Below are 16,398 nucleotides of genomic sequence, written 5' to 3' on the forward strand. Positions count from 1 at the left end.
TTGAGATTACTATTTTCGAGAATGTACCTTTTCGCCTTGTACCCATACTTCTTGAATGTTTTCTGGACGGACAAGGTACATTATTTTTTGGAAGATATCTTCTAGACTCTCTTTTTCTTCAAATAGAGGAAGCTTTGCTGTCGGAAGCTTTGTATCTATAATTTGAATATCCCATGTATATTTTTCTTGAATACGCCCTATTGGAAGACTTAAGCTTTCGCCACCTCCGGCCGTGGCAAGGTAAAATGCTTCATTAATAGTAATACGTGAGTTTGGAACACCACGTTTTGTTGACGGAAGGTTTTTGTCCACTCCATCCTCTAGCATTCTAGAAGAAATTACTGCCTGACGAGCATTATCGAATAGGCTAGGAGAAAAGCCTCCCGAAATATCAGAGCCCAATCCAATTTCTACTTTCTTAGAATGTAGATGTGCTATAGGTATAACACTGTTTGCAAAATAGGCATTGGATACAGGGCAATGTGCTACCGCGGTACCAGTTTGTGCAAAAAGATCAGCATCAGCATCATCAAGAAAATTACAATGTGCCACAACCGATTTCTCGGTTAAAAGACCAAAATCACGTAAGGCATATGCGTCATTTTTTTGAAAACGATCCTGAACATAGCCATGCTCCCAGTCACTTTCACTGCAATGCGATTGAATATGAGTATCATATTTTACTGCTAATTCTCCTAAGCCCTTTAAAGCTTCATTTGTACAGCTTGGTATAAAACGAGGCGTCACGACTGGATACACTCCTTGTTTTGTTTTCTCTCCTAACTCCTTAACGGCTATGATAAATTCCTCTGTATCTGTTAGGGCAGTTAGGGTATTAACATCACGATAATAATTAGGAGTCTGATCTGGATTGTCCATGACAACTTTTCCAACTAAGCCACGCTGTCCTTTTTGAGCACAAATTTCTGCCAATAAAATACTTGCTTCCTTGTGTACTGTAGCGAAATATAAAGCGGTTGTTGTACCGTTCGCTAATAAGGTATGTACCACTTCCTCATACACATTTTTAGCAAAATTCAAATCTGCAAACTTGGATTCGATCGGAAACGTATAGCTGTTTAACCAATCATATAAAGGGAGGTCTAATGCAGTTCCTGCCTGTGCCCATTGTGGAGCATGAACATGAAGATCAACAAACCCAGGTAGAATATATTGTCCTTCTTCTAGACGATGAAAATTTTCTTTATGTAGATAAGTATCTAATATGGCTTGATATTCAGGATTTGCAGGAGATACTATCCGTTCAATTAACCCTTCTCCATTTATACAAAACAGATTGTCTTTAAGAATTTTTACTTCCTTTGGTGTGCTGCTAGTAAAAGCTGTACCTTGGAAAACCATCGAATAATTTAACATATAAACCACCTTAATGTTCGTGTTTTTTAATTTTTATAATCATATTATATTAGGGTATTAAGTAAATGTCTACACAAACCGAACGATGGCTATTGGGGTTTTTCTTTTGTGAGCAGATAGACGGCGATTCTGTTGGAAAATGAGATAGATAATCCAAAAAGAGGAAATCAATTAAACTTTAATCAGTGAAAGTGTAAAGATCTTGTTCGTTTATAAAGATGAATAAGGAAATATGAAGTTATTCAACTATATTTTTCTTAACTAAAAAAACACCCAATTATTTCAATTGGATGTTTTTGTATGATAGTTAGTATATAAGAGGATAATCTTTTAGCGTTTATCCTCAGCAATAATCATTTGTCCTGTAATAGGATGCTTGAACTGTACTTTGAATGCATGTAATTCATACGTTTTGGTAGGTGATTTTTTTGCTCCATATAAATCATCACCGACAATTGGATGTCCTAGATGGGCTAAATGTACACGAATTTGATGAGTGCGACCCGTCTCTAAAATAGCATGAACCTTTGTAAATTGTTCATCTCTACCTACTACTTCATAGTGAGTGATGGCTAATTGTCCAGAAGGAGATACACGTCTTCTAGTAGGATGATGACGATCAGTGCCTATTGCTGCACGAATCGTTCCATGATTGCTCTTCATCTGTCCTTCCACAATCGCTTCATAAGTACGTACAATTTCCTTTTGTTCGATCATTCGATCTAGCATCCCTTTAACGATTGGATTTTTTGCAACTACTACCAATCCTTTTGTACCTTCATCAATTCGATGAACATGCTCACCATATTGATGTCCCTTGCTTTGTAAATAGTGGCTAACAGTATTCATCAAAGTATGATTTTGTCCTTGTTCATTTGGATGTGTTGCAACCCCTCGTGGCTTTGAAACGATTAATATATAGTCGTCCTCATATGCTACATATAATGGTATTTGATCGGATGGGAGATATTTAGAGGATTCTGCTTCCCATTTGAAATTTAAAACATTTCCCTTCTGTTGAGGTAATTTCCATTGTAAGAGTTCCCCATCTTGATCGGTTACTGCTTTTTGCATGCGTAACTCGTGAATAAGCTTCTTACCGAGTTTCCATTTAGTTTGAAGAAGCTGATCAATAGTCAAGCCGTCCTCTTGTACTGTATAAGTAAGTATATGTTGCATAATCTCTCTCCTTTAAAAAAGGTCATGCCAATTAGACATGACCTTTTTCTTTATTTTAATACAACTTGATCAAAGAATGCTTGAATATTTTCGTTTGGCTGAGCATTTGGCATACGAGCTACTTCTTTTCCATTTTCAAAATGAACTAAAGTAGGTGTACCTTCGATATTAAAATCATCCCAACCTTGTTCATACTCTAAAATATTGTATTTGAATATCTCAACATTATTTTCCTCAGCAAGTGGTGTTAATCTTGGTGTCATTTCCTTACAGTGTGAGCATTCTGGACTGAAGAAGTAGACCGTAAAGGTTTCACCCTTTTCAATCTTTTCATTTAGATCCTTTGGTAAAATAATGTTTTGATAGTTTGGATCATCGAGTAAGTCAATTGTAGATTGCTTTAGATTATCTGTCTCATAAGGATTGTCCTCTAAAGCATTTTTATTTTTTTGACTGTTTAAAACAAAAATTAGTACAAAAACTAATACTATTACTCCACCGATAATGGCGATTTTCTTCATATTACTTGTCCTCCTTGATACTCTTTAAAATAACTAAGCTACTAATTGCTATTAACAGAAACGCTACCAATGCTAAAAACGGGATAGTGATGAAGCCGAATACATTTATATATTCCCCAGTACAAGGTACTCTTCCGCAAGCTGGAGCTACGTCTTGTAAAAAAGCCAACTTTTGAAGACTATAATGGTAAATAGAAAAGCATAATCCTATTATAGAAAATGTAAGTGTAGTGGCGGCAATTTTAACATTTTTTTGTAAAATAGCTATACCTAGTATAATCACTAGAGGATACATGAGAATCCTTTGATACCAGCATAACTCGCATGGCTCGTATTGTCGTATCTCAGAAAAATACAAGGAACCAAGTGTTGCAACAAAAGCTACAGACCACATGAATAACATAATATTTTCGATTTTCTTTGTCATAGTATGCTCCTTTGAAATGCTTTGAACTCAAATTAAATTATAAGCGTTTGGAAAGGGCATGTAAAATATTTTATATGTGACACAAAGAGTTATATAATGAAACATAGCATTTAAAAGAGGAGCGGTAAAATGTCGGAAGAATTTGATTTGTCACAGTTTGAAAAAAGTATGATTATAAGAGAAATGACTTTCTCAGATATAGATTCTATATTAGAAATATCTAGTTTTTGTTTTCCAGGTATGGAGCCATGGAAGGTTGAACATTTAAAAAGTCATTTAACCATTTTTCCAGAAGGGCAGTTAGTAGCCGAATTAGACGGTAAAGTCATTGGCTCCTGTTCAAGTCTTATTATAAATTTTGATGAGTACGATGATCGTCACTCTTGGTCTGATGTGACGGATGAGGGGTACATCACAAATCATAATCCCGACGGATACAATTTGTACGGTATTGAAGTAATGGTGCATCCTAATTATCGACGCATGAAAGTAGGGCAGAGACTATACGAAGGTAGAAAGGATATTGCTCGCCAATTCAATTTAAAATCTATCATAATTGGTGGCCGTATACCGTATTATCACAAGCATGCAGATGAAATGTCACCTAGAGAATACGTAACAGCCGTATCACGACATAAAATATATGATCCAGTTTTAACATTCCAGCTTATGAATGGGTTTACGCTAATGCGTATTAATCCAAACTATTTACCAGATGATGTTGCTTCTGCTAAATATGCAACTTTAATGGAATGGAATAATGTCGATTATATTCCTCTGTCTAAGCGTCACTTTAAGACGAGCTATCCAGTACGTATTTGCGCAGTTCAGTATATGATGCGGAAGATTAACTCTTTTGAGGAATTTGCTAACCAATGTGAATACTTTGTAGATGTTGCTTCTGATGCTCAATCTGACTTTGTTGTATTTCCGGAAATCTTTACAACACAGCTAATGTCTTTTTTAGACGAACAGTCGCCTAGTCAAGCTGTACGTAAGTTAACAGAGTACACTCCTCAATATATGGAACTTTTCTCTGATCTTGCGGTAAGATATAACATTAATATTATTGCAGGATCTCATTTTGTTGAAGAAGAAAATGAGGAAATCTATAATATTGCATACTTATTCCACCGTGATGGATCTATTGATAAGCAATATAAAATTCATATTACTCCTAACGAAAGAAAATGGTGGGGAATCAGTGCTGGAGATTCTGTTCAAGTATTTGATACAGACTGTGGGAAGATTGCAATTCAAATATGCTATGATATTGAATTTCCTGAACTTGCGAGAATTGCGACAGATATGGGAGCAAATATTATTTTCACTCCATTTTGTACAGAAGATCGCCAGGGCTATTTAAGAGTACGATATTGTGCACAGGCGCGCGCTATTGAAAATCAAATCTATACAGTAATCTCTGGGACTGTAGGAAATTTACCGCAAACAGAGAATATGGATATTCAGTATGCTCAATCAGCAATATTTGCACCTTCAGACTTTGAATTTGCTCGTGACGGCATTGTTGGGGAAACAGAGCCTAATGTGGAAATGGTTTTAATCGGAGACGTAGATTTAGAAATTTTAAGAAGACAGCGTCAAGACGGCACCGTGAAGCATTTAAAAGATCGTCGACATGATGTATACAGTATAGATTATAAAAAATGATGGATGGAGCAGAGATATATGTCCTATAAAAAACTCTTCGAGCAGTGGAATAATGTAAATGAAATGGAAGCTGTATGGAAGGATGACCTCAAGCTTTTAGCAAATGATGAAAAAAGACAAGAGGATGCTTTTTATCGTGATTTAGAATTTGGTACTGGTGGAATGAGGGGAGAAATAGGAGCTGGAACGAACCGTATAAATAATTATACGGTTCGCAAGGCTACTACTGGTTTAGTGGAATACATAAAAGTGGCTGGGACAGAGGCAATGAATCGCGGTGTAGTGATTGCCTATGACAGTCGAAGATTTTCACCCGAATTTGCCAAGGAAGCAGCTCGAACACTAGCTGCTGGAGGGGTAAAGGCCTATGTATATACGGAGCCTAGAACAACCCCGCAGCTATCTTTTTCGGTTAGAGAGCTAAATGCCTATATGGGAATTGTAATTACAGCGAGTCATAATCCACCAGAATATAACGGTTACAAGGTATATGGACAAGACGGTGCACAATTAAATTTATTGGATGCAGATTCGGTAATAGAATATGTAAAAAAAGCAGGAGATGCACTATCTATTAAAAATGATGAAGTCAATGAGGAGCTCATCGTTTATTTAGACGAAAGCATAGATGCTTCTTACATAGATGCTCTAAAAACTGTCCAAGAGAATTCAACTCTTGCTCAAAAAACAGATTTAAAGGTAGTCTTTACTCCCTTACATGGTGCTTCTGGGGAGACAGTCCAGCGAATTTTAAGCGAAGCAGGCTATCAGCATATCTTTTATGTGAATGAACAAATGGAACCAAATGGAGAATTTCCAACCGTTGTTTCTCCTAACCCGGAAGAGAAAAGTGCATTTGAATATGCTATTCAATATGGTGAAAAGCATGGTGCAGATTTACTAATCGCTGTAGATCCTGACGGAGATAGAGTGGGAGCAGCGGTTAAGGCTGATAGTGGCTATAAGCTTCTAACAGGCAACCAAACCGGTGCTATCTTAATAGAATACTTATTGATGATGCGCAAGGAAAAAGGGACGATGCCTGCAAACGGTCGAGTGCTTAAAACGATAGTTACATCCGATTTAGGCAGAGTAATCGCTGAGTACTACGGAGCAAGTACAGAGGACGTGTTAACTGGCTTCAAATTTATCGGAGAGAAAATTAAAAACTATGAGGAAACGAAGGAATTTGAATTTCTATTTGGCTATGAAGAGAGCTATGGCTATTTAGTGAAGGACTTCGCACGAGACAAGGATGCTGTACAAAGTGTATTGGTATTAGTTGAAGCAGCTGCCTACTATAAACAGCAAGGGCTGACATTAGTAGATGTCTTAAACAATCTTTATGAAAGACATGGCTATTATCTAGAAGGCTTAGTGTCAGTTACAAAAAAAGGGGTAAGCGGTGCAAAGGCAATTGCTAATCTACTGGAGCAAATAAGAGTGAACCCTATAAAGGAAATTGCAGGTATAGAGGTGTTGTCTCAAGAAGATTATTTATCATCTATAAGAACATTTACAGACGGCAGAGAGCAAGAACAGATTTTATTGCCATCTTCTAATGTGTTGAAATACTTTTTGGCGGATGGTTCCTGGGTTTGTGTACGACCTAGCGGTACTGAGCCTAAAGTAAAATATTATTTTGGGGTAATAAGTGAATCTGCAGAGGAAAGTAAGCAAAAGCTTGAAGCGATTAAAGAATCATTTTCGAGTAATTTAAATCAATATTTAGAGTAGAGACAAGGCGCTGAATTATTTTATTCAGTGCCTTTTTTTAGCAAATAATTATATATTTACATGAAAGTCATGCACTTTAGATGGTTGATTTACGCTCTTGGCGGGCGCTTTCCGTGGGGTGAGCGATAAGCCATCACCGTCGCTTGCGCGTCGTTTGTGATGGCTTATCTGTCTCGCTCATCCCTCAGGAGCAGCAGCCTGCCGCTCCAATCATAAGTTTTGTAGTAAAGAGAAAGGCATATAGATAAAACTAACTCAATTATTTAAAGCTATTAATAAAATACTTTTCACTTTGATTATTTGATTAACAAGTGATGGCTGATTTCCGCTCTCGGCGGACGCTTTCCGTGGGGGGAGCGATAAGCCATCGCCGTCGCTTGCGCGTTGTTTTGTGATGTCTTATCTGGTCTCACTCGTCCCACCGGAGTCGCCGCCTGCCGCTTCTATCAAATGTTAAGTAGTTAATGAGAAAGTCATTAGGAGATGAATTTAACTCCAGAATTTATCTTTTTAAAAGATATTAAGGCTACAGGTAGATTTTTCATAGAATAGATTGTTATATTTGCCAAACGAAATATTATCTTCTCCGACCTGTTTAGTATTCTGCTTATGTCTTACCAGTTGCTTGTTGGGAGGAATAGTTGCTCGCTCTATTCTTATTTTCAGTCAAAAGTATGATGCTTCTATTATTTATAGGTAGACCTTTTCCATGATAAGATGAATATAACAGGTAGGTTAGATGGAGGAATTGAAATGCACTCGAAGGAACTTTCCAATATAGAGCTGTTGAAGGAAATAGCAGAACTTTTAAATGAAGAGACAGAAATGGAACAAATGCTACAGGGAGCACTTCGAAAGTTATTGGAGGGTACCATTTTTGAGACCGGCTGGATTTTTTTTATTGGAGAAAAAGGAAAGCAGGAGTTAATTGCTCATGAAAATCTCCCGAATACTTTAGAACAAAATAACTGTCGTCACCTACAAAAGGGTGGCTGTTGGTGTGTTTCTAGATTTCGAAATGGAGAGTTGAAAAAAGCCTCTAATATAATCGAATGTCAACGGATTGAAAATGCTAATAAAACTAAAGAGGTTATTGAAGAAGAGATTACACATCATGCTACGGTTCCTTTACAATCTGGACAGGAACGCTTTGGACTATTAAATGTTGCTACAGCCAATACAGTCCGCTTTGAGGATGGGGAGTTAGCTCTATTAGAATCGGTCGCCTTTCAAATAGGCTCAGCGATTAAACGAATTTTGCTGACCAAGCAGGAGCAACAGGTAGCTCTAGTGCAAGAAAGAAATAGATTAGCTCGAGATTTACATGATTCTGTAAACCAATTGCTTTTTTCGGTAACCTTGACTGCTCGTGGTGGTATAGAAATGACAGAACAGCCTGAGGTAAAGGGAACGTTTAAAGAGATTCAATATTTAACCCAGGAAGCATTAACTGAAATGCGCGCACTTATTTGGCAGCTCCGCCCGAGGGGATTAGAAACTGGAATAATAGAAGGGTTAAAGGGCTATGGAGACATACTGGGTTTAACCCTAAATATTCAAGTGAAGGGGGTTATCAACCTCCCAGCAAAAATTGAGGAAACATTATTTCGAATTGCCCAAGAAGCATTAAATAATATCCGTAAACATTCAGGGGTATTAAAAGCGGAAATTTATGTGACGGTTACCTCTACAGATGTTTTATTGGTCGTAAAGGATGAGGGATGCGGATTCCATATGAAAGATTTAAGAATGCTTCCTTCTATTGGATTACAAAGCATGAAGGATCGCGCAAACTCTGTCAGTGGCACAGTGGACTGGGTGACTGAAGCAAACAAAGGGACAGAAATTTTAGTCCGATTACCTTATTAGGGGGGATAAAGATGATCAGAGTATTAATAGCTGATGACCATCACGTAGTTAGACGAGGATTAATGTTCTTTTTGAAAACACAAAAAGATATGGATATAGTAGGGGAAGCAACTAATGGAAAAGAAGCTGTAGAACTGACAGAAACGTTGAAGCCGGACATAATTTTAATGGATCTAGTTATGCCGGAAATGGATGGCATTCAAGCTACCAAAAGAATTAAAGTAAAGTATCCTTCTATTCAAATACTAATGCTAACAAGTTTTTCTGACAGGGATCATGTGATACCAGCTTTAAAAGCAGGAGCATCAGGATATCAGCTAAAGGATATCGAGCCGGACGATTTAGCAGAGGCTATTAGGAAATTAATGCGTGGTGAAAACACTATCCACCCAGAGGCAACTAGTCAAATGGAAAAAGAAAATGAGCCAAGAGAAGTGCTGCCGCATGAGGAATATCCTCTAACTCCAAGGGAACAGGATGTGCTAGCCGAGCTAACAAAAGGTAAAAGTAACCGTGAGATTGCTTCTTCGTTGTTTGTGACTGAGAAAACAGTAAAAACCCATATTTCCAATATTTTTGCAAAGCTACAGGTCCAAGACCGTACTCAGGCTGCATTATATGCAGTTAAGCATGGTTTGACTGAGTCAAGTGGTCAATGAGAGGACAATTTCCAAAGAATATGTTATGAGAAGAAAGGAGTGCTGTAATTATCACAGCACTCCTTTTAACTATTAATTTTTTTCTATCGTTAATAGTAATTATGAAATTGATTCAGACTACAGGCTCGACCCGTGCACCAGGAGAACACCGACTATGTAGTAGAAAAGAGTACCAGAAATTTACTAACAGGTAAATTTCTGGTACTCTTGAATTTATAAGGCAGGTTTTGTCCCAGCCTCTATTTTATGGTGTATTATTTATTCTTCTATGGATTCTTCTTGCTCCTCTTGTTCATCAGGAGCTTTTACAACTTCTAAGTATTGAATATGATGTCCGTCGATTTCTTTGACAGTAAATTCGTACCCCTGTTCCAGGAGCTTTTCACCACTTACAGCATCGTAGCTTTTTGTCATAAACCACCCACCAATAGTATCAATATCTTCTTCATCGATATTAATATTGAGTAAGTCATTTAAACTTTCAATTAACATTTTAGCGTCAATTATATAATGGTTTTCTGCAACCTTCTGAACCTCAGGTAGCTCATCTGTATCAAACTCATCGCGGATATCACCTACGATTTCCTCAATGATATCTTCAATCGTGACAAGACCAGAAGTACCACCGTATTCATCCATTAAGATGGCCATATGAATACGTTCACGTTGGATTTTAAGTAATAAATCAGCGATAGGCATGTTTTCAATCACTCGAATAATTGGTTGCATATAGTCTGCTACTGGAGTAGAGGCATTTGCAGGATCACGTATGAAGGCAGTTAAAAGATTTTTCATATTAACTAGTCCAATGATATGGTCCTTGTCTCCGTCAGTTACAGGATATCTTGTAAATTGTTCGACGCCTACTACTTCAAATACTTCACTAAGAGTTAAATCCTTATCGATAGAAGTAATTTCAGTTCTAGGTACCATAATTTCCTTCGCTATGCGATCATCAAATTCAAAGATTTTATTTACATACTTATATTCTGCTTGATTGATTTCTCCACCTTTAAAACTATCGGAAAGAATCATACGCAATTCTTCCTCTGAATGGGCTACTTCTGATTCTGAAACAGGCTCTAATCCAAACACCTTGGTTGCTAAGAAACGTGCAGATCCATTCATTCCATGGATTACAGGATACATAACTTTATCAAAGATGACTAGAGGCTTGGCAACTGCCAATGTAATCTGTTCAGATCGTTGTATAGCAAATGTTTTAGGGGTTAATTCTCCAACTACTACATGTATGAATGTTACTAATGAGAATGCAATGATAAATGAAAGTATGGAAGAAACACTTTCAGGAAGCTCAAAATACTCAAATGCTGGATGTAATATTCTTTCTATAGTAGGCTCTCCCAACCACCCTAATCCTAATGCGGTGATGGTAATACCAAGCTGACAAGCAGATAGGTATTCATCCAAATTAGAAACAACCTTCTTAGCATTTATAGCTTTCTTGTTTCCCTCAGCTAAAAGCTGATCGATTCTTGTTGTTCTTACTTTTACTATTGCGAATTCACTTGCAACGAAAAATGCAGTGAGTGCGATTAAGACAGCAAATGCTGTCAACCGTATGGCTATGTCCAAATAATTACTTTGTCCCTAACCCAAATGAGGGGTAGAACAAAGTGTACACCTCCTGTTTTCTAAAAAATAGTTTCTAGGTTTAATAATAAAATATATAAAAAGAAATTACAAATCTTTATTCTTTATGTTGAAACTTTATTACCCCAACTGTAATCTTGAAGTGTATATTTCCTATTACATGAATAATTTTTTAGGCTGGGGAGGAGTGTAAAAAACAATGAAAAAGTATATTGAAATAGCAAAGACTTCAACAAAGCTGGGACTTACATCTTTCGGAGGTCCGGCAGCTCATCTTGGATATTTTCGGGAAGAATATGTGCTGAAAAGAAAATGGCTTGACGAGAAGCTGTATGCAGATATTGTAGCAGTTTGTCAGTTCCTGCCTGGGCCCGCATCCTCTCAAGTGGGCATAGCCATCGGAATTATGCGAGGTGGTCTAATTGGAGGAATCGTTTCTTTTTTAGGTTTTACGTTACCTTCTGTCCTATTGCTTGTACTATTTTCTGCACTTCTATCTTCTACTGGCTCATTCGATAGTGGTTGGTTACAGGGCTTGAAAATTGTTGCTGTTACTATTGTTGCTCATGCTTTAATTGGAATGCAAAAGTCACTGGCACCAGATCGTATAAGAATTTCTATTGCAATATCATGTGCCATCTTAACTTTACTTATCCCAACTATAGTAGGACAATTTAGCATTCTAATTGGGGCAGGGTTGTTTGGGTATATATGTTTTCGCTCAGATAGTAATGAGACTGATACAAATATAGTGCTTCCGTTTGGAAAAAGAACTAGCATATTTGCTTGGCTATTGTTTTTTGGGCTTCTTATTTTTCTGCCCTTGCTAAAACCTTTTACCCATTCTGTTTATTATTCTATTTTTGACACTTATTATCGTGTAGGCTCTTTAGTGTTTGGGGGAGGGCATGTCGTCCTTCCTATGCTTCAACGAGAAGTTGAGCTTTCTCCTGATGTGTTTTTGGCTGGATATGGGGCAGCACAGGCAGTACCCGGACCATTGTTTACAATCGCTAGTTTCCTTGGACATGCAACTGCCGGAATTCCAGGTGCCTTGTTGGCAACCTTCGCTATTTTTTTACCATCGTTTCTTTTGGTAATCGGTATTTTGCCTTTTTGGTCGATTATACGGAACAAAAAAGGGATTCAAAATGCGTTAAAAGGTATAAATGCGGGGGTTGTTGGAATTCTTCTGGCTGCATTATATAATCCAGTTTTTACAAGTGCTGTAAAGGAAACATCTGATTTTATAATTGTATTAATCACTATTACTCTATTAGTAATTTATAAATGGGCTCCATATAAGGTAGTAATTTTAAGTGCATTTTTAGGTTTTGTTTTTCATATTATTTAACAGAGTTAAGATTCTTGTGCACGAGTGCCTACTGCTTAATATCCTGAAAAGATGGACTATACTTTATTAGGATGAATGATTTTAATTGTCTATTTTTTCGAAATGTATTGACAACGAAACTTTTATTGAGATAATATTAAGTGACACTAAATAATTTTGAAATGGAGGTATGAATAATGATTCGTTTAAAAGATATCGCAAATAATTTTATAGCTTGTTCATACCTACCATTTGACGCTAAATGACTGTTTAATAGCATAATATTACTATGTCTATTTTAAAGTGCATTACCGTATCATGGGTAATGCACTTTTTTTGTGTCTATTATTTCCAAATTTTGGTGTATAAAATGAGGGGGGAGTGTTGAATATGATTATTCAACGAGCAAAGCAAATCTTAATAAAGGAATCTCTTGAAGGTGGATAGCCGAAAAATGTAAAGGAAAGAAAAGAGGGACAAACGAATGTTTTCAGTATTATTTAAGTTAAAGTGGTTTTTTAAAGATCATTGGAAAAGATACACAGTCGCTGTCGGTGTGCTAATCATTGCGAGTGCATTTGAAATTTTGCCTCCTTGGCTAGTAGGAAGAGCGATTGATACGATTACGCTAGGCAATATGAATAGTGACTTATTATTGAAATATGTAATTTATTTTGTAGGCATCATTATTGTTGGATATATCTTGAATTATGTTTGGCAGTATCAATTATTTGGTGGTTCTATTTCTATTGAGCGTATTTTACGCACTAAGTTGAATCGTAAGTTTTTAAGCATGACACCGACATTTTACGAGAAAAATCGTACAGGTGACTTAATGGCCCGTGCTACAAATGATTTAAATGCAGTAGCAACTACAGCCGGCTTTGGAATTATGACCTTAATAGATTCGACAATGTACATGGCAGCACTTATCTTAGCAATGGGTTTTCTTATTTCATGGAAGCTTACTTTTTTTGCGCTATTACCTATACCAATTCTTGCACTTATAATGCAATATTTAGGTAAGATTATCCATGAAAAGTATATGATTGCACAGGATGCATTTGGTGATTTAAATGACCGTGTGTTAGAGTCTATCGCTGGTGTAAGAGTAATTCGTGCGTACGTCCAAGAACGTGCCGATGAGAAGAACTTTGCTGACATGAGTGAAGAGGTTTACCAAAAAAACATGGTAGTAGAGCGCATTGATGCATTGTTCGGACCAATCACTAAGGTAGGTACGGGGATTAGTTATGTAGTTGCACTTGGATATGGTGCTTATCTAGTCTCTAAGGGTGAAATGACAGTAGGAAATCTAATCACTTTTAACGTATATCTTGGTATGGCTATTTGGCCAATGTTTGCTATCGGTGAACTGATAAATGTTATGCAAAGAGGAAATGCCTCGCTTGATCGAGTACAGGAAACGTTGGACTACGACGCGGATGTCAAGGACCCAACTGCTCCAGTCAAACTAAAAGATGTTACGTCTATCGGTTTTGATGAGGTGGGCTTTCAATACCCATTGTCTCAGGTGAAAAATTTAGAAAATATCCGTGTGAACCTACAAAGAGGTCAAACGCTTGGAATTGTTGGTAAAACAGGCTCGGGGAAAACCACCTTTATGAAGCAACTATTAAAGGAATATCCAATAGGAGCTGGTCAACTGACTATTGGGGATATTCCTATTTCAGAGCAAACAAAGGATCAGGTGTTAGATTGGATTGGATATGTCCCTCAGGATCATGTTTTGTTCTCCAGAACGATACGTCAAAATATTCTTCTAGGGAAAGAAAATGCTTCAGAAGAAGAGCTAGAGGAAGCAATTCGTTTAGCACACTTCCAGCAGGATTTAATGAATCTTCCAATGGGATTAGAGACTTTGGTTGGAGAAAAAGGGGTTTCCTTATCTGGTGGACAGAAGCAAAGGGTATCGATTGCCCGTGCACTTATTAAAAATCCAGAGATTCTTCTATTAGATGATTCACTCTCAGCAGTGGATGCTAAAACAGAAGCGAAAATTATTGAAAATATACAAAATGAACGTAGTGGGAAGACAACAATTATTACGACGCATCGTTTGTCAGGCATTCAGCATGCCGACCAAATCATCGTTTTAGATGAAGGAATCATTATAGAACAAGGTACGCATGAGGAACTTCTAAAGCAAAATGGTTGGTACAAGGAACAATATGATCGTCAACAGCTTGAGGGGGTGTCGTCATGAGTACAGGAAAACGACTCTACCATTATGCGTTATTTTATAAAAAACCAATTGTTCTTGGTTTAATCTTTCTAACTATCGCTGTAATTGCTGACTTAACAGGACCTTTTATCGCAAAAAAAATCCTTGATGATCACATTACATCGGGTGCTATCGATCTAGAGCCGATTCTAATGCTCCTAGCAGTATTCTTTGGCTTAAGTATCGTCACAGCAGTTTTTAGATATTTTATGTTCATTAACTTGCAGGTTGGAGCGAATCGCGTTGTTCAGAAGCTTCGTAATGATGTTTTTCAGCACATTCAAACTTTACCTATACAGTATTTTGATAACTTGCCTGCAGGTAAGGTAGTAGCTCGTGTGACGAATGATACGGAAGCCATTCGCAATCTTTATGTCCAGGTACTATCACAGTTTGCTACCAGTATTATTTCTATTACTGGAGTTTATATAGCAATGTTCATATTAGATGTAAAAATGGCAGCAATCGCATTGTTTGTTGTACCAATAGTTTATATATGGATGCTTGCTTATCGAAGATATGCATCCCAGTATAATCATATTGTTCGAACAAAGATTGCAGATATGAATGCTATGTTAAATGAATCAATTCAAGGAATGTCCATCATTCAAGCTTTTAAACGAGAGAAGCAAATGGATCGTGAGTTTGAGGAGATGAATGAAGAGCATTACAATTATCAGCGTAAGCTCTTAAAACTGGATTCTGCTACATCCTTTAATTTGGTCCAGGTTCTACGGTCTATCATGTTCGCTCTATTTATTTTGGTGTTTGGGAGCCAGTCAATGGAACCTGGTGCAATCGTATCTGCCGGTTTACTTTATGCATTCGTAGATTATACGACTAGGTTATTTAATCCGATTACAGGAATAGTAAATCAGTTTGCACAACTAGAGCGTTCACTTGTGGCTGGAAGCAGAGTATTTGAGCTTTTGGATGAAAACGGTGAAAAAGTAGAAGATAATCGAATGGAACGATACGAAGGAAATGTGGAGTTTCAAAACGTATCCTTTGCCTATAAAGAAAATGATTATGTATTAAAAAACTTGAACTTTGTCGCGAACAAGGGAGAAACAGTTGCCCTAGTAGGGCATACAGGATCGGGAAAAAGCTCTATTATGAATTTGTTATTCCGATTCTATGACCCAACAAAAGGGAAAATTTTAATAGATGGAATAGATATCACTTCACTACCGAGACAGACAATTCGTAATCATATGGGAATTGTATTACAGGACCCATATTTATTCTCAGGTACTATTGAAACAAATGTCAGCTTAAATGACCCAAGTATTTCACGAGAAAAGGTAGAGGCTGCGTTAGAAGCAGTGGGTGGAGAGAGAGTATTAAAAAATCTTGAAAAAGGGCTAGATGAACCGGTGATTGAGAAGGGAAGCACACTATCATCCGGTCAAAGACAGCTTGTATCCTTTGCGAGAGCACTTGCGTTCGACCCGGCTATTCTAATACTAGATGAAGCAACCTCTAATATTGATACTGAAACAGAAGAAATTATCCAGCATGCGATGGATGTATTGAAAAAAGGAAGAACTACCTTCATCATCGCACATAGACTTTCTACTATTAAGAATGCTGACCGTATTTTAGTATTAGATCGTGGTGAAATTGTAGAAAGTGGTACTCATGACGAGTTGCTGCAACTACAAGGTCGTTATGAACAAATGTATAAGCTACAAGCAGGAGTATCTCCTCACGCATAAGGCGAGAGGGGGTATTCCCTTTTTTTAGTGCTATCACTGTGCTCATCA

The 16,398-nt window shown here is 37.2% G+C and carries 12 protein-coding genes; 7 read left to right on the top strand and 5 right to left on the bottom strand.

Translation table 11 applies throughout. From position 1 onward, the window contains the following. Positions 1-9 precede the first annotated feature (9 nt). From guaD to H9650_RS15525, 4 genes are all read right to left on the bottom strand, one after another. Positions 10-1,377: a guanine deaminase gene (gene guaD, locus H9650_RS15510; protein ID WP_191697582.1), complete on the bottom strand. Its 1,368-nt coding sequence runs from the start codon at positions 1,375-1,377 to the stop codon at positions 10-12. Between the two features lie 330 nt (positions 1,378-1,707). After that, a complete protein-coding gene (locus tag H9650_RS15515) occupies positions 1,708-2,556 on the bottom strand; it encodes an RluA family pseudouridine synthase (protein ID WP_225216118.1) in 849 nt (282 codons plus the stop codon). 50 nt (positions 2,557-2,606) lie between these two features. Next, positions 2,607-3,077, bottom strand: a complete 471-nt coding sequence (locus tag H9650_RS15520; protein ID WP_144541933.1) for a thioredoxin family protein — start codon at positions 3,075-3,077, stop codon at positions 2,607-2,609. A gap of 1 nt (position 3,078) precedes the next feature. Further along, positions 3,079-3,504 carry a disulfide oxidoreductase gene (locus tag H9650_RS15525; protein ID WP_144541935.1) on the bottom strand — a complete coding sequence of 142 codons (426 nt, stop codon included), beginning with the start codon at positions 3,502-3,504 and terminating at the stop codon, positions 3,079-3,081. Between the two features lie 129 nt (positions 3,505-3,633). On the opposite strand from H9650_RS15525, the gene H9650_RS15530 reads away from it, so the two are divergent. From H9650_RS15530 to H9650_RS15545, 4 genes are all read left to right on the top strand, one after another. Next, the gene (locus H9650_RS15530; RefSeq protein ID WP_144541937.1) at positions 3,634-5,175 is read left to right on the top strand and encodes a carbon-nitrogen hydrolase family protein; all 1,542 of its coding nucleotides are present in this window, start codon (positions 3,634-3,636) and stop codon (positions 5,173-5,175) included. Between the two features lie 18 nt (positions 5,176-5,193). Continuing rightward, positions 5,194-6,912 (top strand): phospho-sugar mutase, encoded by a 1,719-nt coding sequence (locus H9650_RS15535; protein ID WP_191697583.1) that lies wholly within the window; start codon positions 5,194-5,196, stop codon positions 6,910-6,912. A gap of 753 nt (positions 6,913-7,665) precedes the next feature. Then, the gene (locus H9650_RS15540; RefSeq protein WP_191697584.1) at positions 7,666-8,781 is read left to right on the top strand and encodes a GAF domain-containing sensor histidine kinase; all 1,116 of its coding nucleotides are present in this window, start codon (positions 7,666-7,668) and stop codon (positions 8,779-8,781) included. 11 nt (positions 8,782-8,792) lie between these two features. Then, on the top strand, positions 8,793-9,440 hold the full coding sequence (locus H9650_RS15545) for a response regulator (protein WP_154310043.1): 648 nt from the start codon (positions 8,793-8,795) through the stop codon (positions 9,438-9,440). Positions 9,441-9,698: 258 nt separating this feature from the next. Here H9650_RS15545 and H9650_RS15550 read toward each other — a convergent pair whose 3' ends face one another. Beyond that, the gene (locus H9650_RS15550) at positions 9,699-11,036 is read right to left on the bottom strand and encodes a hemolysin family protein (RefSeq protein WP_191697585.1); all 1,338 of its coding nucleotides are present in this window, start codon (positions 11,034-11,036) and stop codon (positions 9,699-9,701) included. A gap of 217 nt (positions 11,037-11,253) precedes the next feature. Here H9650_RS15550 and chrA point away from each other — a divergent pair, with 217 nt between their 5' ends. The 3 genes from chrA to H9650_RS15565 all read left to right on the top strand — a co-directional run bounded on the left by chrA (position 11,254) and on the right by H9650_RS15565 (position 16,350). Continuing rightward, positions 11,254-12,408 carry a chromate efflux transporter gene (gene chrA, locus H9650_RS15555; protein ID WP_154310044.1) on the top strand — a complete coding sequence of 385 codons (1,155 nt, stop codon included), beginning with the start codon at positions 11,254-11,256 and terminating at the stop codon, positions 12,406-12,408. A 463-nt stretch (positions 12,409-12,871) separates the two neighbouring features. After that, positions 12,872-14,614: an ABC transporter ATP-binding protein gene (locus tag H9650_RS15560; RefSeq protein ID WP_191697586.1), complete on the top strand. Its 1,743-nt coding sequence runs from the start codon at positions 12,872-12,874 to the stop codon at positions 14,612-14,614. Then, entirely contained in the window at positions 14,611-16,350 is a 1,740-nt protein-coding gene (locus H9650_RS15565; protein ID WP_151112992.1) for an ABC transporter ATP-binding protein, read from the top strand. Before H9650_RS15560 ends, H9650_RS15565 begins: the two co-directional genes overlap by 4 nt. The last annotated feature ends 48 nt before the right edge of the window (positions 16,351-16,398 follow it).

The organism is Psychrobacillus faecigallinarum, from assembly GCF_014836595.1.
Classification (GTDB): domain Bacteria; phylum Bacillota; class Bacilli; order Bacillales_A; family Planococcaceae; genus Psychrobacillus; species Psychrobacillus faecigallinarum.